Source organism: Aminobacter aganoensis (genome assembly GCF_014206975.1).
Taxonomy (GTDB): Bacteria; Pseudomonadota; Alphaproteobacteria; order Rhizobiales; family Rhizobiaceae; genus Aminobacter; species Aminobacter aganoensis.
On sequence record NZ_JACHOU010000013.1, the window covers coordinates 115,358 to 138,714 of the forward strand.

The 23,357-nt window shown below is 66.2% G+C and carries 24 protein-coding genes; 15 read left to right on the plus strand and 9 right to left on the minus strand.

Annotated features, from left to right (window positions below):
- The first annotated feature begins 43 nt into the window (after positions 1-43).
- Positions 44-1,906, plus strand: a complete 1,863-nt coding sequence (locus GGR00_RS20730) for an AsmA family protein (RefSeq protein ID WP_055978067.1) — start codon at positions 44-46, stop codon at positions 1,904-1,906.
- A gap of 45 nt (positions 1,907-1,951) precedes the next feature.
- Here GGR00_RS20730 and xseA read toward each other — a convergent pair whose 3' ends face one another.
- Together xseA and GGR00_RS20740 are read right to left on the minus strand one after the other, a co-directional pair.
- Positions 1,952-3,517 carry an exodeoxyribonuclease VII large subunit gene (xseA, locus tag GGR00_RS20735; protein ID WP_055978430.1) on the minus strand — a complete coding sequence of 522 codons (1,566 nt, stop codon included), beginning with the start codon at positions 3,515-3,517 and terminating at the stop codon, positions 1,952-1,954.
- A 56-nt stretch (positions 3,518-3,573) separates the two neighbouring features.
- Positions 3,574-4,530 (minus strand): LysR substrate-binding domain-containing protein, encoded by a 957-nt coding sequence (locus GGR00_RS20740; RefSeq protein ID WP_184700775.1) that lies wholly within the window; start codon positions 4,528-4,530, stop codon positions 3,574-3,576.
- Positions 4,531-4,699: 169 nt separating this feature from the next.
- Between GGR00_RS20740 and GGR00_RS20745 the strand changes: the two genes are divergently transcribed.
- On the plus strand, positions 4,700-4,990 hold the full coding sequence (locus GGR00_RS20745) for a DUF1127 domain-containing protein (protein ID WP_055978069.1): 291 nt from the start codon (positions 4,700-4,702) through the stop codon (positions 4,988-4,990).
- Between the two features lie 213 nt (positions 4,991-5,203).
- Here the strand turns inward: GGR00_RS20745 and GGR00_RS20750 are convergent, their stop codons facing one another.
- From GGR00_RS20750 to GGR00_RS20760, 3 genes are all read right to left on the minus strand, one after another.
- Positions 5,204-6,103, minus strand: coding sequence for a DUF937 domain-containing protein (locus tag GGR00_RS20750; protein ID WP_184700777.1), 900 nt, complete (start codon positions 6,101-6,103; stop codon positions 5,204-5,206).
- 77 nt (positions 6,104-6,180) lie between these two features.
- Positions 6,181-7,554: a glutamate--cysteine ligase gene (locus GGR00_RS20755; RefSeq protein WP_184700779.1), complete on the minus strand. Its 1,374-nt coding sequence runs from the start codon at positions 7,552-7,554 to the stop codon at positions 6,181-6,183.
- Between the two features lie 145 nt (positions 7,555-7,699).
- Complete coding sequence (locus tag GGR00_RS20760; RefSeq protein WP_184700781.1) at positions 7,700-8,281, minus strand: TetR/AcrR family transcriptional regulator; 582 nt, start codon at positions 8,279-8,281, stop codon at positions 7,700-7,702.
- Positions 8,282-8,365: 84 nt separating this feature from the next.
- Here GGR00_RS20760 and GGR00_RS20765 point away from each other — a divergent pair, with 84 nt between their 5' ends.
- Entirely contained in the window at positions 8,366-9,277 is a 912-nt protein-coding gene (locus GGR00_RS20765; protein ID WP_184700783.1) for an alpha/beta hydrolase family protein, read from the plus strand.
- On the opposite strand, the gene GGR00_RS20770 is transcribed toward GGR00_RS20765, so the two are convergent.
- Positions 9,278-10,012, minus strand: a complete 735-nt coding sequence (locus GGR00_RS20770) for a 16S rRNA (uracil(1498)-N(3))-methyltransferase (RefSeq protein ID WP_055978434.1) — start codon at positions 10,010-10,012, stop codon at positions 9,278-9,280.
- A gap of 9 nt (positions 10,013-10,021) precedes the next feature.
- Between GGR00_RS20770 and GGR00_RS20775 the strand changes: the two genes are divergently transcribed.
- Positions 10,022-10,756, plus strand: a complete 735-nt coding sequence (locus tag GGR00_RS20775) for a hypothetical protein (protein ID WP_184700785.1) — start codon at positions 10,022-10,024, stop codon at positions 10,754-10,756.
- Here GGR00_RS20775 and GGR00_RS20780 read toward each other — a convergent pair.
- A complete protein-coding gene (locus GGR00_RS20780) occupies positions 10,668-11,330 on the minus strand; it encodes a hypothetical protein (RefSeq protein WP_184700787.1) in 663 nt (220 codons plus the stop codon). The two genes, GGR00_RS20775 and GGR00_RS20780, sit on opposite strands and share 89 nt — an antisense overlap.
- An 80-nt stretch (positions 11,331-11,410) precedes the next feature.
- Between GGR00_RS20780 and GGR00_RS20785 the strand changes: the two genes are divergently transcribed.
- Positions 11,411-12,109, plus strand: coding sequence for a type 1 glutamine amidotransferase (locus GGR00_RS20785; RefSeq protein ID WP_055978077.1), 699 nt, complete (start codon positions 11,411-11,413; stop codon positions 12,107-12,109).
- A 289-nt stretch (positions 12,110-12,398) separates the two neighbouring features.
- A complete protein-coding gene (locus GGR00_RS20790; RefSeq protein ID WP_162244938.1) occupies positions 12,399-12,536 on the plus strand; it encodes a hypothetical protein in 138 nt (45 codons plus the stop codon).
- On the opposite strand, the gene GGR00_RS20795 is transcribed toward GGR00_RS20790, so the two are convergent.
- Complete coding sequence (locus tag GGR00_RS20795) at positions 12,520-13,278, minus strand: metallophosphoesterase family protein (RefSeq protein WP_055978079.1); 759 nt, start codon at positions 13,276-13,278, stop codon at positions 12,520-12,522. The two genes, GGR00_RS20790 and GGR00_RS20795, sit on opposite strands and share 17 nt — an antisense overlap.
- Positions 13,275-14,069, minus strand: a complete 795-nt coding sequence (locus tag GGR00_RS20800; protein WP_184700789.1) for an FCD domain-containing protein — start codon at positions 14,067-14,069, stop codon at positions 13,275-13,277. Before GGR00_RS20800 ends, GGR00_RS20795 begins: the two co-directional genes overlap by 4 nt.
- 194 nt (positions 14,070-14,263) lie before the next feature.
- Between GGR00_RS20800 and GGR00_RS20805 the strand changes: the two genes are divergently transcribed.
- The 9 genes from GGR00_RS20805 (at position 14,264) to GGR00_RS20845 (ending at position 23,216) form a co-directional block, all read left to right on the plus strand.
- Complete coding sequence (locus GGR00_RS20805) at positions 14,264-15,586, plus strand: DUF3422 family protein (RefSeq protein ID WP_055978083.1); 1,323 nt, start codon at positions 14,264-14,266, stop codon at positions 15,584-15,586.
- 242 nt (positions 15,587-15,828) lie between these two features.
- Positions 15,829-17,325, plus strand: coding sequence for an FAD-linked oxidase C-terminal domain-containing protein (locus tag GGR00_RS20810; RefSeq protein ID WP_184700791.1), 1,497 nt, complete (start codon positions 15,829-15,831; stop codon positions 17,323-17,325).
- The gene (locus GGR00_RS20815; protein ID WP_184700793.1) at positions 17,325-17,909 is read left to right on the plus strand and encodes an ASCH domain-containing protein; all 585 of its coding nucleotides are present in this window, start codon (positions 17,325-17,327) and stop codon (positions 17,907-17,909) included. Before GGR00_RS20810 ends, GGR00_RS20815 begins: the two co-directional genes overlap by 1 nt.
- Positions 17,909-18,445: an endonuclease domain-containing protein gene (locus GGR00_RS20820; RefSeq protein WP_082496642.1), complete on the plus strand. Its 537-nt coding sequence runs from the start codon at positions 17,909-17,911 to the stop codon at positions 18,443-18,445. Before GGR00_RS20815 ends, GGR00_RS20820 begins: the two co-directional genes overlap by 1 nt.
- Positions 18,446-18,524: 79 nt before the next feature.
- Complete coding sequence (gene glcE, locus GGR00_RS20825) at positions 18,525-19,778, plus strand: glycolate oxidase subunit GlcE (protein WP_184700795.1); 1,254 nt, start codon at positions 18,525-18,527, stop codon at positions 19,776-19,778.
- A complete protein-coding gene (locus tag GGR00_RS20830) occupies positions 19,775-20,152 on the plus strand; it encodes a DUF4870 family protein (protein ID WP_184700797.1) in 378 nt (125 codons plus the stop codon). Before glcE ends, GGR00_RS20830 begins: the two co-directional genes overlap by 4 nt.
- Positions 20,153-20,168: 16 nt before the next feature.
- Positions 20,169-21,470: a glycolate oxidase subunit GlcF gene (glcF, locus tag GGR00_RS20835; protein ID WP_184700799.1), complete on the plus strand. Its 1,302-nt coding sequence runs from the start codon at positions 20,169-20,171 to the stop codon at positions 21,468-21,470.
- A 129-nt stretch (positions 21,471-21,599) separates the two neighbouring features.
- Positions 21,600-22,394: a L,D-transpeptidase gene (locus GGR00_RS20840; RefSeq protein ID WP_184700801.1), complete on the plus strand. Its 795-nt coding sequence runs from the start codon at positions 21,600-21,602 to the stop codon at positions 22,392-22,394.
- Between the two features lie 462 nt (positions 22,395-22,856).
- On the plus strand, positions 22,857-23,216 hold the full coding sequence (locus GGR00_RS20845) for a hypothetical protein (protein ID WP_184700803.1): 360 nt from the start codon (positions 22,857-22,859) through the stop codon (positions 23,214-23,216).
- Positions 23,217-23,357: the final 141 nt, after the last annotated feature.

The following is a 23,357-nucleotide window of genomic DNA, read 5'->3' on the forward strand; positions in this document are numbered from 1 at the left end:
CCCGGTTCCCACAACCGCGCAGCACGGGCAGCACAAGGGCAACATGCCATCACCACTGTTCAGGCGCAGCATTTGGGCGATCGTCGGCATTGCCGTCCTGGTCGCTGTGGCTGTTGCGGCCGTGCCTTTCATCGCCTCCACCCAGATCGTCAAGGACCGCATCGCCTTCGAGATGAGCGCGTGGAGCGGCTTCCGCGTCTCGATCAACGGCACGCCCGACATCGAGATCTGGCCGGTCTTCCGCGCCACGCTTACCGACGTGACGCTCACCGATTGGGAAGATGAGCAGGGATCGCCGGTCATCGAGGCCGAACGCGTCGAGATCGAGCTGTCGGCATTCTCCGCCCTCAGTGGCAATGTCGACTTTTCCGACGCCCATTTCCTGAGGCCGACGGTGCGCCTGCGGCGCCTGGCCGACGGCGGTCTGGAAATGCCCCGGTCGCGCGGCGGCAGGCTGACGCGTGCGATCGAGCTTGCGCGCGCCACGGTCTCCGCCAGTCCCGCCGAGCCGGACCTAGGCAAGATGCCTTCGGATGAGTTCGGCTCCGTCGAATTTGTCGATGGCCGCGTCGTCGCCGTTTCGGACGAAGGCGAGGACGAGCTTTTGACCGACCTCACCGGCAAGGCCAGCCTGCCGGCGCTCAACAAGGCCGGAAGCCTGACCGCCACCGCCATCTGGCGTGGCGAGCAGGCGGCACTCGAACTGTCGTCGCCTCGCCCGCTGGTGCTCTTTGCCGGCGGCGCCGCGCCCATCGTCGCGTCGCTGAAGTCGGCGCCGGTGGAAGCGTCCTTTGACGGCACCGCCAGCCTGGCCGGCGATGTCCATGTCGACGGCCAGGTCAAGTTCGCGGCAACTTCGCTCAGGCGGGTGCTCGAATGGTCGCGCCCCGGCGTCATGCCCACCAGTCCGGTCGGCTCGATCTCCATCGCATCCGGCGTCAGCGGCGATCTCGATCGCCTCAAGCTCGACAATGCCAAGGTGACGATCGATGGCAATCCGGGCATGGGCATCCTCGATCTGGCGCTGAACGGGCCGCTGCCGTCGCTCTCCGGCACGCTTGCATTCGATTCGCTCGACCTGATGACCTTTGCCTCGGCCTTCGCGCCGATGGCATCGCCCAACGGCAATGCCGCCGAGATCGACACCAGCTTCGCCGACCGCATCAATCTCGACCTCAGGCTGTCGACCAGCAAGGCGACGGCCGGCTCGATCGCGCTGTCCGAGGTCGCCGCCACGGCTCAGGTCAAGGGTGGCCTCGTGGCCTTCGACATCTCCGACGCCGAGGCCTTTGGCGGCAATGTCCAGGCCGGCATCCGTTTCGACCGCAAGCCGGGCGGCAGCCAGGCCGAACTGCGGCTTCTGGCATCGGACATCGATGGCGGCGCATTCGGCACCGCCGCCGGCATGAGCCGCATCGTGCCGATCGGCCGGGGCACCGTGTCAGTCATCCTCAAGGGGCCTGGCTTGAGCTGGAGCACGCTTCTGCAGAATGCCAACGGCTCGATTGCCGCCACGTTCGGCGCGGGTGCCATCATCGGGCTCGATCTGCAGGCATTCCTCAAGCGTTCGTCCGAGCGCGGCTTCTTCTCGCTGGACGAAGTCTCGGGCGGCACGCTGCCGGTGGATGGCGTCGAGTTGAAGGCGACGGTCGCCAACGGTGTCGCCAGGATCGACAAGGCCGAGGCGCGCACCGCGACCAACCGCATCTGGCTGACGGGGATCGTGCCCTATGTCGGCCGTGGCCTCGCCTTGTCCGGGGCGATCGAAGCCAAGGATGCCACCGCCGCGACCCCGCCGGCCATTCCGCCCGCGGCCTTCTTCGTCGGCGGATCGTGGAGCGCGCCGTTCATTTCCCCGCTCGTGGCTCCGGTACTTGCGGCTCCGTCAGGAACGACTTCGGACTAAGTCATGCGCCGGGTCTGTTCCACGCCGCTTGGCACGGAACAGCCTCTAGAACAGGCTGCCCTGGTTGCCGGGTTCCTTGACCTTGCTCACCGGCTTGGTAACCGGCCGCGGCTTGGCGTCGCCGCTGGTGGCGACGGCGTTGGCCGTGCCGTCGGCAAATTCGATCGACAGCGCCGATCCCGCCGAAATCTCGGCTGCGCGCTTCAGCACCGCGCCGTCGGCGTCGCGCACAAGTGCAAAGCCGCGCGCCAGCACCGCCTTGTGCGACAGCGTCGCCATCAGCCGGTCTGCTTGCGACAGCTGCGTCCGCGCCCGTTCGAGCGCACGACCGACGGCCAGTGTGCCGCGCCGTTCCAGGCTGGTGAGCTGAAGGCGGCAGGCCTCTTGCCGCCTCGCCAGCGGCTCGGGCGACAGCCGAGCCTTGGTGCGGTCGAAGCGCACGTGTTTCTCGCGTACCAGCGCCCGCAGCGCCGCATTCGCCCGCAGCATGTCGCGGTCCAGGTGCCGGCGCGTCTCGGCGATGCGCCGCGACAGGGTCGCCGGCGACAGCCGCACCGCGGACAGCCGCGCGCGCTTGCGTTCGGTGGTGACCGTCAGCGCGCGGCCTAGCCGGCTGGTGGCCTCGTCGAAACGCCGGCGCGGCAGCGCCAGCAACTGGTCGGGTGTGGGCAGCGCCCGGGCCGCGGCGCGCACGGCCTGGCTGCGCCTGTCGATCATGCGCGAGACCGCGCCGCGCAGTCGCGCGCCGAGATTGGCCAGCGTCGCCTCGAGCTCGGCCTTCACCGGCACCGCAAGCTCGGCCGCGCCCGTCGGCGTCGGTGCCCGCCGGTCGGCGGCAAGGTCGATCAGCGTCCAGTCGGTCTCGTGGCCGACAGCCGAAATGACCGGAATATGCGAGGCGGCCACGGCGCGGACCAGCGCCTCGTCGTTGAAGCCCCAGAGATCTTCGAGGCTGCCGCCGCCACGCGCCACGATCAGAAGGTCGGGGCGACGGAAACCGCCTTCTTCCGGCAGTTCGTTGAAGCCGTTGACGGCTGCCGCCACCTCGGCACCCGAGGTCTCGCCCTGGACGCGCACCGGCCAGACCAGCACATGCAGCGGAAAGCGGTCCTTGATGCGGTGGATGATGTCGCGGATGACGGCGCCTGTCGGCGAAGTGACCACGCCGATGACCAGCGGCATGAACGGCAGCAATTGCTTGCGCCGGTCGTCGAACAGCCCTTCGGCGGCAAGCCTGCGCTTGCGTTCCTCGAGCAAGGCCATCAGCGCGCCGGCGCCCGCCGGTTCCAGGCTGTCGATGACGATCTGGTATTTCGACGAGCCGGGATAGGTGGTCAGCTTGCCGGTGGCGATCACCTCCATCCCTTCCTCGGGACGGAATTTCAGCCGGCTCATCGTGCCTTTCCAGACCACCGCCTCGATGCGGGCACGGTCGTCCTTCAGCGAGAAATAGGCATGCCCCGACGAATGCGGCCCGCGATAGCCGGAGATTTCGCCGCGAACGCGCACATTGCCGAAAGCGTCCTCGACAGTGCGCTTCAGCGCGCCGGAGATTTCGCTGACGGTATATTCCGCAGCGTTGGTTCGTGATTCGGTGGCAACTTCGCTCATGGCGCGATTGAGGGCCGGCAAGGCCCCCTCGTCAAGCACGCCGGCTCAGCCTTTGCCTACCATCCCGGCATGATTTGGTTCGGCTTCAGCCGCCGGCTGCGTGTCGCCATCAGCGTGGCGAAGTCGAACGAACCCGTTTCTTCCGGCGTCGGGATCGAGATGTTGTCGAGGCTTTCCGAGATGTGGCGGGCAAGCGCGTCGATGATCTGCGGCCGGCTGGAATGCCCGCGCAGGATGCCGATCTTGCAGTCGGGCAGGGAGCCGAACCCGTCGGCCTCGCCCAGTACGCGCATGCCGGGCCGCAGCGCGCATTCGGGCAGCACCGACACGGCCAGCCCGGCCAGCACCGCAGCCGTGATCACCGTCGCCGACCAGCTGGTGAACAGGATGCGATACCGACGGTCGCGCGCATCCAGCATCTCGCAGGCGGTGCGCCGCCACTGGCAGTTCGGCCGGCCGAAGGCCATCGGCAGGGTCTCTTCCTCATGCGCCATGTGGCTGGCAGAGGAGACCCACAGCAGCGGCTCGTTGCGGACGATCTCGGTCGGATTGGTGTCTTCGCACTGCGTCACCAGGGCGATGTCGAGGTTGCCGCGGCGGATCATGTCGGCGAGGTTTACCGTCGGCTCGCAGATCACCGACAGCTCGACGCGCGGGTTGGAGCGCGAGAACCGCGCCATGATCTCGGGCAGGAAGCGGTCGGCATAATCGTCGGGCACGCCGATGCGGATCGTGCCTTCGAGCGCGCGGTCGTCGAACGCCGCCAGCGTTTCGCGGTTCAGGTGCAGCAGCCGCCGGGCATAGGAAAGCAGGCGCTCGCCTTCCTCGGTCAGCTTGTTCATGCGCCCTTCCTTTTCGAACAGCGCCTTGCCGATGCGGTCTTCGAGACGGCGCATCTGCATTGACACTGCCGATTGGGTGCGGTGGACCTCGTCGGCGGCGCGGGTGAAGCTGCCGGTGTCGACGATGGTGACGAAGGTCTGGAGCTGGTCAAGATCGAGCGGAGCGGCCATCGACGTTTCCATCATGAACTTTGATGATAAAGATTAGAAACATTCGTTGGATTAATCAATCCACCGATGGCAATGTTTGATCGTCCACATGAGGCATGTGTATCGGAACCGGTTTGGCGGCAAGGAGCGCCGGCCGGAAGGGACCCGTTTGTCCTGAAGGGAGATGACAATGACCACGCTCGACCATTGCACTGAGACGACGCATTCCGCGGTTCGGCCGGTGAATGCGATGCGTATCGTCACCTACACCGCCGATCTCTTCCGCGCCTGGAAAAACCGGCGCGCCTTTTATCGCCTGGGTGAAATGACCGACACCGAACTCGCCGATGTCGGGCTCACCCGTGGCGACCTGCATGTCGCCGTCGACCTGCCGTTTGCTTCCGATCCGACCGCCCGTCTGCGGACGATCCGGCAAACCCGCGCCGACAATCTCGAGGCGATGGCCCGTCGCGTCGCCTGAGATGTAATCGAGGGTTTCGCAGGCTCCCCACTCCCAGCCGGTCCCCGCCGGCCCAGCCTGCACGTTGCCCGGTCCTCCCAAGGACCGGGCTTTTTTCGTAGCGGGCAGGAAATAGTGAGGTAGTGAGTAGTGAGTAGTGAGTAGTGAGTAGTGAGTAGTGGAAGGGAGACTACTCACTACTCACTACTCACTATTCGCCATTTCCCTATTCGCTCACCTGTACCTGTCCATCCCGCGCGAAAACTGCTCGAAGATCGACTCGACGCCCTTCTGGTAGTCGTCGCGCTGTTGGCTGCCGGTTTCGAACATCTTGCCGAACAGGTCGTCATAGGGGTTGCGTGGCCGGCCGCTCGGGTTGGCCTGCTCCTGCGGCCGTTGCCTTGGCTGCGGCGCCGGTTGTGCGGACTGGCCGCCTCCCAGCATTTCTTCGAAGATCTTGCCCAGCGGATTGTCGCCATAGGGGCTCTGCTGCGGTGCCTGCTGGCGGGGAGCCGATTGCGGCTGCGCCTGGCCGCCGCCGAACATGTCCTTCAGCACCTTGCCGAACGGGTTGTCGAACGGGTCTGGCGCCTGCGTCTGCTGCGGCGCCTGCTGCTGGCCGCCGCCCATCATTCCGCCACCCTGCCGCATCATCTGCTCGATGATGTCGCCCAGCGGGTTGTTGCCGCCCATGCCGCTGGCCGCCTGCATCTGCCCGGTCGACTGCTTGAACAGCCCGCCCATGATCATCGAGGCGATCACCGGCAGCATCTGCTTGAGCACGTCCTGGCCGATACCGGTCGCCTGCGCTGCCTGCCCGGCGACGGCCCGCGACAGGTCCTTGGAGCCGAACAGGTGGCCGAGGATGCCGTTGCCTTCCTGCACCCCCTGGGGCGAGAAGGCGCGGGTGGCGTCCTCGAAATATTTGGCGTGCTGGCCGCTCGCCATGGCCTGCAGGAAGGAGCCGACGCCATAGGGATCGGACGCATTGCGTTTCAGCCCCTGGCTGAAGGCGGGCATCAGCGCCTCGAGCGCCGATTGCGTCTGTTGCTGGCTTAGCCCGAATTGGCGCGCCAGTGCCTCCATGCCGTTGCCGTTCTGGGCATTGGCCAGCATCTCGAACAGTGGCAGCATTTTTTTCCTCCTCGGGTCATTCGCCGGAGGAGGAGCGTAGTGCCTTTTAGCGGGACGTTGAAGGGGCTTTCGCAACCCTAATACGCATACTCCAGGAACGCCGGTTCGATCGATCCGCCCCAGCGCGTGTTGTAGGCGTTGAGCATTTCCTCGGCGCTTGTCGTGCCGCGCGCGACCACTTCGTCGAGCGTGTTGAGGAAGCCGGCCTCGTCGAAACCGTCATGGTTTTTCCGGCCGCGGTTGACCAGCCCCTGGCGCGACAGCGCAAGCACGTCGCGGCCGACGTCGCGCAGCGTGGTGTTGCGGAACGCCGCCGAAATGCCCTGCTCGGGCACCGCATCGCGCATCGCCCGCACGTCCTGGTAGCTCCAGTCGCGGGTGAATTCTTCCACCGCATCGAGCGTCGCCGCATCGTAGAGCAAGCCGACCCAGAAAGCCGGCAGCGCGCAGATGCGCCGCCACGGGCCGCCGTCGGCGCCGCGCATTTCGAGGAATCGCTTGAGGCGCACGTCGGGGAACAGCGTCGACAGGTGGTTGGCCCAGTCGCCCATGGTCGGCATGCCGTCGGTGATGTCGTTGCGTGCGTCGCCGGCCATGAACTGGCGGAACGTCATGTGCGTCATGTCGTGGTAGCGGCCGTCGCGGATGACGAAATACATCGGCACGTCGAGCGCCCACTCGGCATAGTCGGCAAAGCCGAACTCCGGCGAGAAGCAGAATTCCAGCAGGCCCGAGCGCTGGTTGTCGGTGTCGCGCCAGATGTCGCCGCGCCAGCTTTGCATGCCGTTGGGCTTGCCGTCGGTGAAGGGCGAGTTGGCGAACAGCGCGGTCGACAGCGGCTGCAGCTTGAGCGACACCTGCATCTTGCGGCGCATGTCGGCTTCGCTCTCGAAATCGAGATTCACTTGGATGGTGCAGGTCCGGTACATCATGTCGAGGCCCTTGGTGCCGACCTTCGGCATGTAGGCGGTCATGATGTCGTAGCGCGATTTCGGCATGCGCGGCGTATCGGCCAGCGTCCATTTCGGGCTGCCGCCGAGGCCGAGGAAGCGGATGCCCATAGGCTCGGCGATCTCGCGGACCTGCGCCAGATGCGCGTTGCCCTCGCGGCAGGTCTGGTGGATCGTCTCCAGCGGTGCGCCCGACAGCTCGAACTGCCCGCCCGGCTCCAGTGAAATCGCGCCCTGGCCGGTCGGCTCGACCAGGCCGATGATGCGGCCGGCGTCGATGATCGGGTCCCAGCCGAGTTTTTGCTGCATGCCTTCGAGGATGGCGCGGATGCCGCGGTCGCCGCCATAGGGAACCGGCGCATTGCCGTCGACATAGAAGGGGAATTTCTCGTGTTCGGTGCCGATCCGCCATTTGTCGCGCGGCTTGTTGCCGGCTGCGAGATAGTCGACGAGTTCGTCCATCCCTTCGATAGGCCGGAAATCAGTGGTGTCGCGCGCCATGTATGCTTCTCCTGAAGGCGGAAGGACCGCGGGCGCTTGATGGACGATCGAGCGCTCGCCGATCAAGCGAAAAATCCTGAGCCTTCGTCAATAGATATTGAATGATTTCGCTGCATCCGCTGCGTCAGGCAAGTCCTTGCCTTGACTATCGCGCCGAAAGTGCCGCCTTGACCAGCGTCGATGCCGCTTCGCCCGCCGTTTCCATGTAGCTCGCGTCGCGATTGAGCAGCACCACCGCAAAGGCGCCGTCGAGCAGGAGCACAATCTGGCGGGAAAGCGTCTCCGGCGCCGCCGCACCTGCCTCCGCCAGCACGTCGTGCAGCCAGCCTTCGACGCGCTTCTTGTGGGCGATGCCGGTCTTGATCGCCGGATGCCCGGGCATGTCGGCCAGTTCGGCGGCGGTCCGCAGGAAGCCGCAGCCCTTCCATTTCGGCTGCCGTGCGGCCTTGGCAAGGTTGCCGAACAGGGCCATCACCTTCTCCGCCGGCCCTCCTTGTGCCTCTGCGAACCAGCGCTGGTAAAGCGCAAGGTTGGGCTGGTCGCGACCGTCGAGATAGGCGGCGATCAACTCGTCCTTGCTGGCGAAATGGTAGTAGAGCGTGCGCTTGGTCAGGCTTGCCTTTTCGGCCACCGCATCGACGCTGACGGCCCTGATGCCCGCGCTGTAGAACAGTTTGGAGGCGGCGTTGACGATGCGCTCGCGCGTCGGAATGTCGGATGGCTTCATCGCCTGTGTATACCGACTAGTGAATGTAACCGATAGGAATTTTCGCTTATCCGTGCAGCAGCTTGCATGTATGCGAGGTTTGCCATGTCCATCGCTGTCTCAGTGGTCGAGCCCAAATCTGTCGAGATCGTTTGTGACGATGGCGTCGCGTTGCGCGGCCATGTCTGGCCACGGCCCGGTGGCACCGGCCTTGGCACGGTCGTCGTCAATCCCGCCACCGGCGTGCTGGCCCGGTATTATCACCGCTACGCCGCCTTTCTGGCCGGGCACGGTTTCGATGTCCTGACCTACGATTATCGCGGCATCGGTGCCTCGCGCCCGGTCGATTTGCGCCGCTGCGGCCATCGCTGGCGCGACTGGGGCGAACTGGATTTCGACGCCGTGCTGCGCTTCGCTGGCGCGCGTGATTCCGGCGCGCCGATCATGGTTGTCGGCCACAGCATCGGCGGTTTCCTGCCCGGCCTTGCCGAATCCGCCCCGGCCATCGCCCGCATGCTCACCATCGGCGCCCAATATGCCTGGTGGCGCGACTATGCCGCCGATCGCCGCCTGCGCCTGCTCCTGAAATGGCATGTCGCCATGCCTGCGCTCACCGCCCTGCTGGGCTATTTCCCCGGCAAGCGCCTTGGCTGGCTCGAGGACCTTCCCGCGGGCGTCGCCAACGAATGGAGTTTTCGCCGCGCCCGGATGGAGCAGAGCCACCCGGAGGACGAGCGCAGCGCTGTCCTGCGTCGCCTGGCCGCCGTGTCCGCGCCCATCCTCGCCGTCGGCGTTTGCGATGACGAACTCGGCACGCCGCAGGCCATCAGGCGGGCGCTGGCCTACTACTCCGGCGCAAACGCGACCCAGATCCTGCTGTCGCCTGATGATTTCGACCGGCGCGAGATCGGCCATTTCGGCCTGTTCCACAGCGCTCACGCCGCAGATTTCTGGCTCGACACGCTGCTTTGGCTGCGCGACGGCATCAACCCGTGGCCCGGCAAGGTGCTTGGCTGACTACCAGTCGCCGATGGTCGCCTGGATGACGGCGAGGGCTGCCACTGCAGCAGTGTCGGCGCGCAGGATGCGCGGTCCCAGCGGAATGGCCGTCACTTGGGGCAGGGCGCGCAGCATGCGCCGCTCGTCGTCGGAAAAGCCGCCCTCCGGTCCGACCAGCAGCGCGAGTTTGCGCTCCTTGATGCCCTGCAGCGCTGCCATCGGATTGTTGGTCGATGCATCCTCATCGCAGAAGATCAGCCGCCGGTCCTTGTCCCAGGTGCCAAGCAACTGCTCCAGCTTCACCGCCTCGCGCACGTCGGGAATGGCCAGGATGCCGCACTGCTCGGCGGCCTCCACCGCATTGGCGCGCAGCCGGTCGATGCTGGGTTTTGTCAATTGCGTGTGCTGCGTGATGACGGGCACGAGCGTGCCAGCCCCCATCTCCACCGCCTTCTGCACGAGATAGTCGAGCCGGCCCACCTTCAGCGGGGCAAAGCAGTAGACGAGATCGGGATGGTCGGGTTGCGGCCGCTGCTGCTCCAGCACCTCGAGCCGCACCGCCCTTTTTGTCCGGCCGGCAATCCTTGCCGTCCATTCGCCGTGGCGGCCGTTGAACAGCAGCACTTCCGCGCCTTCGCCGAGGCGCAGCACATGGGCGAGGTAGTGGCTCTGCTGCGGATCGGCGTCGAGCGCCGTCCTGGCCGAGAGGTCATCGGGCACGAACAGCCGTTGCATCTTGTAGTTTGCGCGCATGGCCGAGCAATGCGGCAGGCCGTGCCGGTGGTCAAGGGGCAACTGCGTGGCCTCTGGATGTCTAAGTTTGTTCATGTTATGTTCATTCTTTGCCGGGGGGCGGAGATGGCGATCTTTCGTGTCGTTGCTGCATGCCTGTTGTTGGCGGGTTGCGGTGCGCAGCTCGCCGCCGCCTACGGCATTCCCATCGTGCCAGCAGCGCAGAAGGAGCAGGTGTCCAGGAACATTTCGGTTGGACACGATCCGCACACGGGCTTGATCAAAGTCTCGGGGCCGCTGATTTTTCATGACCGGAACCTGCTTGGAAACACCTACCTGATCCGCAGCTGGATCGATCCGAAGGGGCAGTCCGCAAACGGCGACTTCCAGATCCTTGTCACCGGTCGATATCCGAAGCGCGTCTATCTCAAGCAGGCCTATGCCGATGGCGAAAAGGTAAGCACGACAGTAATCGATCGCGAGCGCGTCAGTTGCGCCGACTTCTGCATCATCAAGGAAGCAATCGGCCTCAACCTCACAGAAGAGGAGATGGCGCGTCGAGCTGAAACCGGCATGTCGTTCAAGGTGCTGGGGCGCCGTGCATCTTTGGTCATGACCATCCCGCCTGCCTATTTCGCGGCGCTGCTCGATGCCCATCGTGCCGCTCGCAGCGGATCTACGCCCCTGCCGAGAGCCGTTCCGCGCTCGGATGCCATTCCGGCCGGTAGCCCCGCTGCAGCACGGCCAGCGTCGTCGCCGGCGTGATGATGCACATCTCGGCATCGGCCACTTCGTCGAAGCCGAAGGCTGCGTCGTAGCCGCCGAAGCTCCAGCGCATCGCCCTGCCGCCGCGCAGGGCATAGTCGGAGGCCCCGTCCGAGAACATCGCCCCGTCAGGCAGCAGCCGCAGCCCGTGCTGGTCCACCTCTATGGGCTCGCCGCCCGAAGCCAGCCTTTCCAGATGCAGCTGCCCGTCGATCTCGCCGACCTTGGGATCGTCGGCGCCGAAGGCGACGGCATAGGCTGCGCTGAAGGCTTGGGCACGGGGCCGGCGGCAATAGAAGCAGGGGCGGTGGCCGGCGGCCAGTGCCGTCACCTCGTCGAGGAAGAAGAGTTCGGTCCACCCCGTCTTGCCGCCCGGCCGGTTGCGTCCCATCGGCACGCGGCGCACGCCTTTGAACTCGAGCGCGCAGGTGATCCACGCCTTGGTCGCCCAGCGCCGGTTGAGCAGCGACCTCGTCTCTGGCTCGTGGATGATGCCGCGATTGCCGGTGAACATGCCGCGTGCCGGATCGACATGGATTTCGCCGAACGGGTCGACCCGGTTCTGCAGTGGCATAGCTGTTCCTTCTTGGCTGCGTCGCACGCCGCATGATAGGGCTCGCCGCAGCGTTGTCACTGTGCTGCTGAAGGGCCGAAATGCGCGTTCTTGTCGTCCAGAATTTTGCCAACACCGGCCTCGGCCAGGTTGGAGCCGCGCTCGTCGAAGTCGGCGCCGAGATCGACCGGTGCAATGCCTATCTCGGCGAAGCCCTGCCGGCCGATGCGGCCGGCCACGACGCCATGGTCATCCTCGGCGGCGGCCAGAATGCTCGCGACGACGCCCATTCCCCGTATTTCCCGGCCTTGCTCGAACTCGCTCGCGAATTTGTCGAAAGGGACAAGGCGGTGCTCGGCATCTGCCTCGGCGGTCAGCTGATGGCGCGCGCCTTCGGCGGCCACAACCGCATCGGCGGCTCTACCGAATTCGGCTGGCACGGCATCACCCTGACCGACGAGGCCCAGGACGACCTGGTCTTCAGCGATCTTCCCCAGCGCTTCCCGATCTTCCAGTGGCACGACGACACCTTCACCTTGCCCGAGGATGCCGTGCGGCTTGCCGGCAGTTCGGTCACCGGCAACCAGGCTTTCCGCATCGGCCGCGCCGGCTATGGCATCCAGTTCCACTTCGAGGCCGACCGGCCGATGGTTCGCGACTGGACCGTGGCCTTTGCCGAGACCATCGCCGAGCGCCACCCCGATTGGCCCCAGCGCCTCGACGGCGAGGCCGCGCTTCATGGCCCCGAGGCCGATGCCGTCGGCCTGGCCCTGGCGCGGTCCTGGGTCGCCGCGATCTGACCGGGCGGCGCGCGCTCGTTCCGTGACATTTTTGGCACGTCGAACAAAATCCGCCGGGGATAGTCATTTGCCCGCTGGATTGTGCCCCAAAGCCTTTCTAAAGACAGCCCCGCGCCAGTCGGCGATGGTATCGCGAATGAACCATCTCTGAACGCCGCGCGACACAAGCCCGATACAGAACCACCCTAGAAGCACGGCCGTGAAGCCGTCGCCTCGACGGAATCGCTTAAACTTTTCGGAAACTTATTCGTAACTCTGCTCATGCAGAATACAGGAAGCTCAACCTGAGATGACTCCCTTGAAAGCAGCGCTCCTGTCCTTCGCCATGCTGTCGGCAATCGTGCTCGGCGGTTTCGGGATCTATGCCGCCGATGCCGCGGCCGACCACCACGCCGTCGACGGCTACGGCGTCACCGCCTCCCGCTAAAGCCGGGTTTTTCCACCGAAAACAGCCGTTTCTCCGCGCCGTCGATGACGAGCGCGGTGAGTGCGCCTGAATAGAACACGCCGGTGTCGATGTTGACCCGGTTGGCCAGCACTTCGGGCTCCGCCTGCGGTGTGTGCCCGTGCACAACCACCTTCGGGTGCAGCCCCGGATGGTTGAGGAACTGGTTGCGGATCCAGATGAGATCCTGCGGGTCCTGCTGGTCGAGCGGAATGCCGGGCCGGATGCCGGCATGGCAGAAGAAAAAGTCGCCGAAACTCGCGGAATAGGGAAGTGCGCGCAGGAAGCGCAGATGGCTGTCGGGCACCGCGGCCACGAGTTGGGCATGGCCTTGCATGAGGCTCTGCGCGTCGCTCATGTTCAATCCGACGCCATAGGAGCGGGCCGTCTCCTTGCCGCCATGCCGGGCAAACAGCCCCTCTGGGTCGGGCAAGGCGAGAAAATCGAGCAAGCCGACATCGTGGTTGCCGGTCAGAACGATGTTGCGGCTGTCGCGCGCCGTGGCCGCGATCAGGTAATCGATCACGCCCCGGCTGTCGGGGCCCCGGTCCACCAGGTCGCCGAGATGGACGATCCGCCAGTCCGCCACCTTGTCGCGCTCGATCTCCGCTGCGATGCGCGCGTGCATCTCGGTGAGCAGGTCCAGATGCCCGTGAATGTCGCCGATGGCGTAGATGCGAATGCTCTCCGGCCCCCGGGCGTCGAGGAAATGCACGCCACTCATGGCTTCCGGCCCGTCTCGCCGCTGTCGGTTCGCTGCCGTAGCCGCAGGCGCGAGATGCGCTGCCAGTCGCCGCTGCGCTCGGCCTCGGCCATGGCGCGCTCGAGATAGGTGATGTGGTCCATCGCCGCCTTGCGCGCGCCGGCGGGATCGCTGGTCACCACCGCGCGATGGATCGCCTTGTGCTGTTCGAGCAGCACCTCGCGCGTGCCGCTCACGGTGAACACCACCAGCCGGTTGTTGAACACGCCGTCCGACAGCAGCCGGTAGCACGAGCGCAGCGTGTGCAGCAGGATGATGTTGTGGGCGCATTCGCCCACCGCATGGTGGAACTCGACGTCGATTTCCGCTTCCTCGGTGGCGTCGGCGCGGGCATGCGCTGCCTCCATCCGCGCCATGATGCGGTCGAGCAGGGCGACATCCTCCGCCGTCGCCCGCCGTGCCGCATATTCGGCCGCCAGTCCTTCGATCTCCCGGCGATATTCGAGATAGTCGGCCGCCGCCTTGCGGTGGTTGACGATCAGCTCCATCACCGGCTTCGAAAACACCTGGCCTATGACGTCGGCGACATGCGTCCCGCCGCCATGGCGCGTCACCATCAGCCCGCGCGCTTCCAGCGCCTTCAGCGCGTCGCGCAGGATCGGTCGCGACACGTCGAATTGCTTGGCCATCTCGCGCTCGCCCGGCAGACGGTCGCCGGCGCGCAGCACGCCTTCGAGAATGAGGCTCTCGATCTGCTGCACCACCTCGTCGGCGGTGCGCGAATGCTCGATCCTGGAAAAGATGTCGCTCAAGGTCGTGTCCGGAGGCGTTGTCTGGCTGCAGGATAGGGGGGCTGCAGCCAACTGGTCAAATTAATTATCCAATCCGCCAGGTTCGTACGGTCGTTGTCGCGCTCCCTTTTATCAGTCCGGGCTAAAGTTCACGTTTGCCTGTTGCCTTGAATTTCCCTAGAGGCTCGACGGTCTGGGCATCGAGGGAGCCATCCGTGACAGTCGATCCGTCGTCACTCGAATTCCTGCCGCGTTCCACCGGCAGCGTGATGGGATTCCCCGCGCATGAGGGCCGTCCCGGCGCTCTCGGCGAGGTCCATTCCAGGCCGCACCCGCTGGTCGAGAACCCGCGCGTGCTGGTCCAGCTCTCTTTCATGACCGAGGGCGGCTCGAGCGTCGACCACGCGGTGCTGTCCGAACTGTCGCGCCGGCTCGGCATCGCATCGCCCGACCGCCAGGCACGCCATCACGCCATGAAGTGGGGGCAGGGATCGCTGCGCTGGGAGCGGCACACCGAGTTCTCGACCTATCTCTGGGAAGGACCGCTGTCCGACAGCGGCCGCTCGCAGGAAGATTCGCCCTTCGGCAACGGCTTCAGCCCGCCCGGCACGGTCATCTCCGGAATCCGGCTCGAGATCCGCAAGTGGACGCCGGCCACCGAAAAGCTGATCGCCGGCTTCGATCCGACCAGCCTGTGCTACTCCATCGTCGAGAACGGTGCCGCCGCCATCGTCACCGATTTCCGCCAGGACGGCGACGGCATGACGCGCATCCTGATCCTCGATCGCGGCCTGACGCCGGCCCGTACCGGCGCGCTGTCGCAGCGCCTCATCGATATCGAGACCTACCGCACGCTGGCGATGCTCGGCCTGCCGATGGCGCTGTCGCTGTCGAGCCGCGTCCGCCGCATCGAAGACCGGCTTGCAGTCGCCACCCGCGAGATGAAGGCGACCGAGACGCGTGACAGCCAGGCCCTGCTGGCCGACCTCACCGAGCTTGCCGCCGAACTCGAGGCCGATGCCGCCTCCAGCCTCTACCGCTTCGGCGCCAGCAAGGCCTATGACGGCATTGTCCGCGAGCGCCTGGAGGCGCTGGATGAGGAGGTCGTGCCCGGCTACGACACCTGGTCGGGTTTCCTCAAGCGCCGCGTCGCGCCCGCCATGCGCACCTGCCGGTCGGTCGAGGAGCGCCAGGCCAACCTGTCGCGCAAGCTGACCCGCGCCACCACGCTTCTGCGCACCTGGGTCGATGTCGAGGTCGAAAGGCAGAACCGCGACCTGCTCGCCTCGATGAACAACCGTGCCCGGCTGCAACTGCGCCTGCAGCAGACGGTCGAGGGCCTGTCGGTCGCCGCCGTCTCCTATTATGTCGTCGGCCTGATCGGTTATGTCGCCAAGGGCGCCTCGACGGTGGATCATTTCTTCGCACCGGAAGTGGTCACGGCGGCTTCGGTGCCGCTGGCGATCCTGCTTGTCTGGTGGGGTGTGCGACGCGTCCGGCGCGCCCACGAAGAGCCCAAGACAGCCCATAGCGAGTAATCTTCCGGCCCGCCCGACGGGCAGCGCCTTCCCACCGGCGTCAGCCCGCCTGCCCGAACGGGCAGCGCCGTCCCGCCAGCGTCAGCCCGCCTGCCCGAATGGGCAGCGCGATCCCACCAGCGTCAGATTGACGCTGCGTGAGGCTGGTCGCGACCCTCGTTGGGGCCAGACCTTCTTCCAGTTTGCATGAGCCGGACATCACTGGTAAAAGCTTTTTACCAGTTATCGACCGCAGGTGACCGATGTCCGGCATATCGATGCCCAAGCCCGATGCGGCGACCCTTGGCCGCCGCGCCGAGATCGTCGCCGACATGCGCATCATCGTGCCGGGCGAGGGCGTGGTCGACGCGGTCAACGAGATGCGCGCCTTCGAGAGCGACGGCCTGACCGCCTACCGCCAGTTGCCGATGGTCGTCGTGCTGCCCGAGACGGTGGCGCAGGTGTCGCGCCTGCTCAAATACTGCAACGAGCGCAACATCCGCGTCGTGCCGCGCGGCTCGGGCACCTCGTTGTCGGGCGGCGCGCTGCCGCTCGAAGATGCCGTGCTTCTGGTCATGAGCCGGTTCAACCGCATCCTCGAGATCGACTATCCCAACCGGACCGTTACTGCGCAGCCGGGCGTTACCAACCTCGGCATCACCCATGCGGTCGAGCAGGACGGTTTCTATTACGCCCCCGACCCGTCGTCGCAGATCGCCTGTTCCATCGGCGGCAACGTCGCCGAGAATTCCGGCGGCGTGCACTGCCTGAAATACGGCCTCACCGCCAACAACGTGCTCGGCATCGAGATGGTGCTGATGAACGGCGAAATCGTGCGTCTAGGCGGCAAGCATCTCGATGCCGAGGGCTACGACCTGCTCGGCGTCATGACCGGCTCGGAAGGCCTGCTCGGCGTCGTCACCGAGGTCACCGTCCGCATCCTCAAGAAGCCGGAGACGGCGCGTGCGTTGCTGATCGGCTTCCCGACCAGCGAACAGGGCGGCCAATGCGTCGCCGACATCATCGGCGCCGGCATCATTCCCGGCGGCATGGAGATGATGGACCGGCCGGCGATCCACGCCGCCGAGGATTTCGTTCATGCCGGCTACCCCTTGGAATGCGAGGCGCTGCTGATCGTCGAACTGGACGGTCCGGCAGTCGAGGTCGACCACCTGATAGGCCTGGTCGAGGCGATCGCCAACCGCAACGGCGCCACCACTTGCCGCATCTCGCAATCCGAGCAGGAGCGGCTGACCTTCTGGGCCGGGCGCAAGGCGGCATTCCCGGCCGTCGGCCGCATCTCGCCCGACTACTACTGCATGGACGGCACCATCCCGCGCAAGGAACTGCCGCGCGTGCTCGCCGGCATGCGCGAGCTGTCCGAGCAATACGGCCTCGGCGTCGCCAACGTCTTCCATGCCGGCGACGGCAATCTGCACCCGCTGATCCTCTACGATGCCAACAAGCCGGGCGAGCTCGAAAAGGCGGAGGCCTTCGGCGCCGACATCCTGCGCCTTTGCGTCAAGGTCGGCGGCGTCCTGACCGGCGAGCATGGCGTCGGCGTCGAGAAGCGCGATCTGATGCCCGAGATGTTCAACGACATCGACCTCGACCAGCAGATGCGGGTCAAATGCGCCTTCGACCCCAACCACCTGCTCAACCCCGGCAAGGTCTTCCCGCAGCTGCGCCGCTGCGCCGAGCTCGGCCGCATGCATGTCCACCGCGGCCAGCTGGCCTTCCCCGACATCCCGAGGTTCTGATGCTGCTGAAGCAGGCGACCCTCGAAGGCATCGCGCGCGGCGACATTGTGCTCGCCTTCCGCCGCTGGCAGCGGCCGACGGTCATATCCGGCACCGGCCTGCGCACCGCCATCGGCGTCGTCCGCATCGGCGCGGTCGAGCCCGTCGATGAAGCCGCCATTTCCGACAGCGATGCCCACGCCGCCGGCTACGCCGACCGTGCCGCGCTGATCGGCGACCTGCGCGCCGGCGCCGACCTCACGCTCTACCGCATCGCCTTCGACGGCATCGAAGCCGACACCAGGCTGGCGCTGCGCCAGGTAGCCGATCTCTCCGACGCCGACTGGCACGCACTCGCCGCGCGCTTCGCCAAATGGGACAGCGCGGCCCCGGGCTACTTCCCCTCGATCCTGCGCCTGATCGGCCAGAACCCCGAAATGCCAGCCGCAGTGCTCGCCGAACGCCTCGGCGTCGAGAAGCTGAAGTTCAAGCAGGATGTGCGCAAGCTCAAGGAACTCGGCCTGACCGAAAGCCTCGCCACCGGCTACCGCCTCTCCCCCCGCGGCGGCGCCGCCCTCGAAAAGCTGAGGGAGCATCGGTTGTGATGGGATCCCAGGATGTGACACGTTCGCAGGACTTGGGTTCCTCGCCCCCGCAGAGCGGGGGAGAGGTGGCTCGGGCAAAGCCCGAGACGGAGAGGGGGGCTGCCCCGCTTCCAACTCGCCGTTCGCCGAGCCACATCGCGAGAGCACGCCAACTGCGCAACGGCGACAACATTGCCGAAGCCTCGCTTTGGAACGAACTGAAGGCCAAGAAGCTCAGTGGCCACAAGTTCAGCAGGCAGGTGCCGCTCGGTCCCTATTATGCCGATTTCGTCTGCCGTCAGGCCAAGCTTGTGGTGGAACTCGACGGCAGCCAACATGCTGACAGCAGCTATGATCTCCGCCGCGATGAATACATGTGTGCCAATGGATACTCCGTCCTGAGGTTCTGGACTTCAGACGCGCTGAAGAACGTCGGCGCCGTCTGCGAGACAATTCTCGCCGCACTGGATGGCCGGCTTGCCCATGATGTCGGTGCGGCCGACATGAAGTTCACGTTCGCGCCTGTCACTACCCAATCTGGAGGCGAAGGGCGATGAAGTTCCCCCTCTCCGCCTCGCTGCGCTCGGCACCTCTCCCCCGCTCTGCGGGGGCGAGGAACCCTAGAGTTGTGAGCTCATGACCACCTTCACCCCCACCACCTCGGCCGACGTCCTCACCGCCGTCCAGTGGGCGTTGTCCGAGGAAGTGCCGCTCGAAATCGTCGGCCACGGCTCCAAGCGCGGCATCGGCCGACCGCTGCAATGCGAGCATACGCTCGACCTGTCGAGGCTCGCCGGCGTCACGCTCTACGAGCCCGCCGAGTTGGTGCTGTCGGCCAAGGCCGGCACGCCTCTCGCCGACATCGAAAAACTGCTCGCCGAAAACGGCCAGCGCTTTGATTTCGAGCCCATGGACTACGGCCCGCTGCTCGGCCAGGCGCCGGGACGCGGCACCATCGGCGGCGCGCTCGCCGCCAACCTTGCCGGCCCGCGTCGTCTCAAGGCGGGCGCCGCCCGGGACCATATCCTCGGCATCAACGCTGTTTCCGGCCGCGGCGAGGCCTTCAAGTCGGGCGGGCGCGTCGTCAAGAACGTCACCGGCTACGACCTGTCCAAGGCGATGGCCGGTTCATGGGGAACGCTGGCCGTCCTCACCGACGTCACCTTCAAGGTGCTGCCCGCGGCCGAAACCGAGACCACGCTCGCCATCCGCGGCATGCTCGACGACAACGCCACTGCTGCGATGGCCCTCGCCATGGGGTCGAGCGCCGAGGTCTCGTCCGCCGCCCATCTGCCCGAACGCATGGCCGCGCGGGTGCTCGACGGCGGCCTCGGCGGCGATCCGGCGACCCTGCTGCGCGTCGAGGGCTTCGGTCCGTCGGTCGCCTACCGCCTCGACCAGCTGAAGCGGCTGCTCGGCAATGCCGGTGCGATCGAGGAGATATCGGGCGCGGCATCGGCCACGCTGTGGCGCGACGTGCGCGATGTCAGGCCCTTCGCCGATGGCTCCGACAAGCCCGTCTGGCGCGTGTCGATGCCGCCGGCGGACGCCCACCACATGGTGCTTGCCCTGCGCATGCAGGTGGCGGCCGACGCGTTCTACGACTGGCAGGGCGGCCTCGTCTGGCTGCGCATGGAGGGCGAACCGGAAGCCGATCTGTTGCGTGCCCTGATCCGAAAGTTCGGCGGCGGCCATGCCACGCTGGTCCGCGCCGCGGCTGCCTGGCGCGCCGCCGTTCCCGTCTTCGAGCCGCAGCCGGCGGCCCTGGCGGCACTTTCGGCCCGGCTGAAGGCCGAATTCGACCCCAAGGCCATCCTCAACCCGGGCCGCATGGTTCCCGGCTCCGAGTCTGCTACCTTGGCGGGTGCAACAGAGGGAGCACGACCATGAGCGATACGCCGCCGCCCACGACACCGCGCCAGACCGACCGCTGGCTCGAGCCCGGTCAGACCAATGTCCAGGTCATCTACATCCTTTACCTCGCAGGCCTGGTCATCGGCATCAGCGGCATTGTCGGCATCGTCCTGGCCTACATGAACCGCGGCAAGGCCGGCGGCTTCGTCGAGAGCCACTACACCTGGCTCATCCGCACCTTCTGGATCGGCCTGCTCTACGCGCTGGTCTCCGTCGTGCTGATGATGGTCTTCATCGGCTTCATCCTGATGTTTGCCGTCGCCGTCTGGTTCATCGTCCGCTGCATCGTCGGCCTTCAGGCATTGGGACGAGGCGAGGCGATCAAGAGCCCCGACAGCTGGCTGATCTGAGAAAGCTCAAAACGCCGTGCAGACCAATTTCACCACCGCCCAGCTCGCCGATCCGCATGTCCAGGAATCGGAGAAGATCCTGCGCAAATGCGTGCATTGCGGCTTCTGCACGGCGACCTGCCCGACCTATGTCACGCTCGGCAACGAGCTGGATTCGCCGCGCGGCCGCATCTACCTGATCAAGGACATGCTGGAGAACGGCCGGCCGGCCGACAAGGAGATCGTCACCCACATCGACCGCTGCCTGTCATGCCTCGCCTGCATGACGACATGCCCGTCGGGCGTGAATTACATGCACTTGGTCGACCACGCCCGCGTCCATATCGAAAAGACCTATCGCCGCCCGCTGATGAACCGGTTGACGCGCGGCGTTCTGGCCGCCGTGCTGCCCTATCCCAAGCGGTTCCGCGCGGCGCTGAAGCTGGCCCGCCTTGGCCGGCCCTTCGCCAATGTCTTCGACCGAGTGCCGGCGCTGAAGCCGTTCGCGGCCATGCTCCGGCTGGCGCCTGCCACGGTGCCGGCCCAGTCGGCCACGGCATCCCCCGGCAGCCATGCCGCGCAGGGCGCCAGGCTGGGCCGCGTCGCCATCCTCACCGGCTGCGCCCAGCCGGTGCTCGAGCCCGGCATCAACGAGGCGACGGTCTCGCTGCTCACCCGGCTCGGCATCGAGGTCGTCGTGCCCAGGGGCGAGGGCTGCTGCGGCGCGCTCGTCCATCACATGGGCCGCGAGGAGGCCGCCCTTGCCTCGGCGCGGCAGAATGTCGACGCCTGGACGCGCGAAATCGGCAATGGCAGCCTCGACGCCATCGTCATCACCGCGTCGGGCTGCGGCACGACGATCAAGGACTACGGCTTCATGCTCAGGCTCGACCCGGCCTATGCCGAGAAGGCGGCGCGGGTGTCGGCGCTGGCCAAGGACGTCACCGAGTACCTGGCCACCCTCGACCTGCCGGAACCGGCCCGCAAGCCCGGCCTGACGGTTGCCTATCACTCCGCCTGCTCGATGCAGCATGGCCAGAAGATCACCCGCCAGCCTAAGGACCTGCTGGCGCGCGCCGGCTTCGTCGTCAGGGAGCCGCGCGAGGGGCACCTGTGCTGCGGCTCGGCCGGCACCTACAACATCATGCAGCCGGAAATCTCGGCGCGGCTGCGCGACCGCAAGGTCAGGAACATCGAGGCCACGGGCGCATCGCTCGTCGCCACCGGCAACATCGGCTGCATCACCCAGATCGCCTCGGCGGCGAAGCTGCCGGTGGTCCACACCGTCAAATTGCTCGACTGGGCCTATGGCGGCGACAAGCCGGCGGGGCTTGAGTGACCTGAAAGCATCATCTCGCGGCAATCCGCGTTGCGCGCCCCGCGTGCGGGCAGGGCGCTGATTGAAACCTTGGCATGGAACATGCAAGGGTCCGGCGCGTTGCAACGCCTTCAATAACATGGAATGCCGATGTCGAAATTCACCCGCCGCAATTTTCTGGCATTGGCCGCAACCGGCGTTGCCTCGGCCGCACTTTCCGCCTGTTCGACCACGAGCAGCGAGCGCGTGGCCAAGCCGGCATTTCCGGTGGCGCCGCCGCCGCCCACCTTGCGCAATGACCCGTCCTTCACCGAGCCGCAGATGATGTATGCGCCGGTCATTGACAATGGCTATGACATTCCGGGCGTCCCGTTCAAGAAGATCGACCCGCGCTACTATCGCCAGGTCGTGGCCGACCCCACCGGCGAGGCGCCGGGCACCGTCGTCATCGATACCTCCCAGCACTTCCTCTATCTGGTCAGCGACAATGGCGAGGCCATCCGCTACGGCGTCGGCCTCGGCCGTGCCGGCTTCGAGTGGGCCGGCCGCGGCGTCATCGAATGGAAGCAGACCTGGCCGCGCTGGTTCCCGCCGAACGAGATGATCGACCGCCAGCCGGAACTGGAAAAATATCGCGCAGTGCAGGTGCCAGGCAAGAACGAGTGGGAAGGCGGCATGCAGCCGGGCATCCAGAATCCGCTCGGCGCGCGTGCGCTCTACATCTTCCAGGACGGCAAGGACACGCTCTACCGCCTGCACGGCTCGCCGGAATGGGCCTCGATCGGCAAGTCGGTCTCGTCCGGCTGCGTCCGCCTGATCAACCAGGACATCATGGACCTGTACAACCGCGTGCCCGACGGCACGCCGATCGTCGTCACCAGCGGCTTGCAGATGGTTGCCAACCCTGCGTCGCAGCCGATCCAGGACGGCACCTGGAGGCTCTAGGTCCCGAGCCTGTAGCCGTGACTCGGCGAGCTTGACGTCTGTCCGGCTGCGGCGCTGCCGAAGGCCAGGCCTGCACCCCGCGCTTCCTTGATGTCGCCATCCGAGAGCGGACGCGGCATCGCCGATGCGAGGCATTGCAAGGGGCAGCGATACAAGTCTATTTTTCCTGAAATCTGCCGAAAATTGCAGTGTTTCGGTGGAGGGGCTTGGCTTCTGGATGATGCATGAAGCCGGCGAAACGCGACCGCGCGTTTCGTGAAGAGTCTCGGGTTCTGGCTGGAGAGGTTCAGAGTGGGAGTCCGTTGAGCTTTACGGCTCGATACGCCCGGGAGGCCGAAAGTGGCTATTTGCCCAGTTTGCGGCGGCACAGGTAAGGTGAATGGCGCGGGTCGCGACCCTTGCTATACATGTGGGGGGCGTGGGACTGGTTGTAGGGCCTGCGGCGGCACAGGTGTGGGGAGCATGCCGCGCCAGGAGACTTGCTGGAATTGTGGGGGAAGCGGGCAGGAGGCGGTCAGCTCCGATTCGGCGACCTATGCGTCGGGCGCTTCGACCAGCGCGGGAAAGAGCGGCGCCTCGGCTGGCATGAAGCCAGGCAAGCCGAAAGCACCCTGGACCAGGGACCAGACAGTGGTGTTCGTCCTGGCCTACGTTGCGAGCACGTGGGGCCTGATCGAATATGCGAAACTGGACGGTTGGGCTCCCTACTTCGTCGCCCTTTTTCCAGCTTTTGTCATCGCGCGGACATGGAAGGGCCTGGCGACGTTTGTTCTCGTCGCCGGCGGCCTCCTGTTGCTCGCCAGCCTGTTGCTCGAGCGATAGCGGCATCTGGACGGGCCGGAACGTGGCGGGCCCGGGTGTGGGCGGCGCCCCGGGGGATTACGCCGCCCCCCGTGGGTGCGCCGGGGCGCAGGGGGGGGGCGTGAACCCCCGCGGGGGGGGGTTGGGCCCCAACCGGTTGGG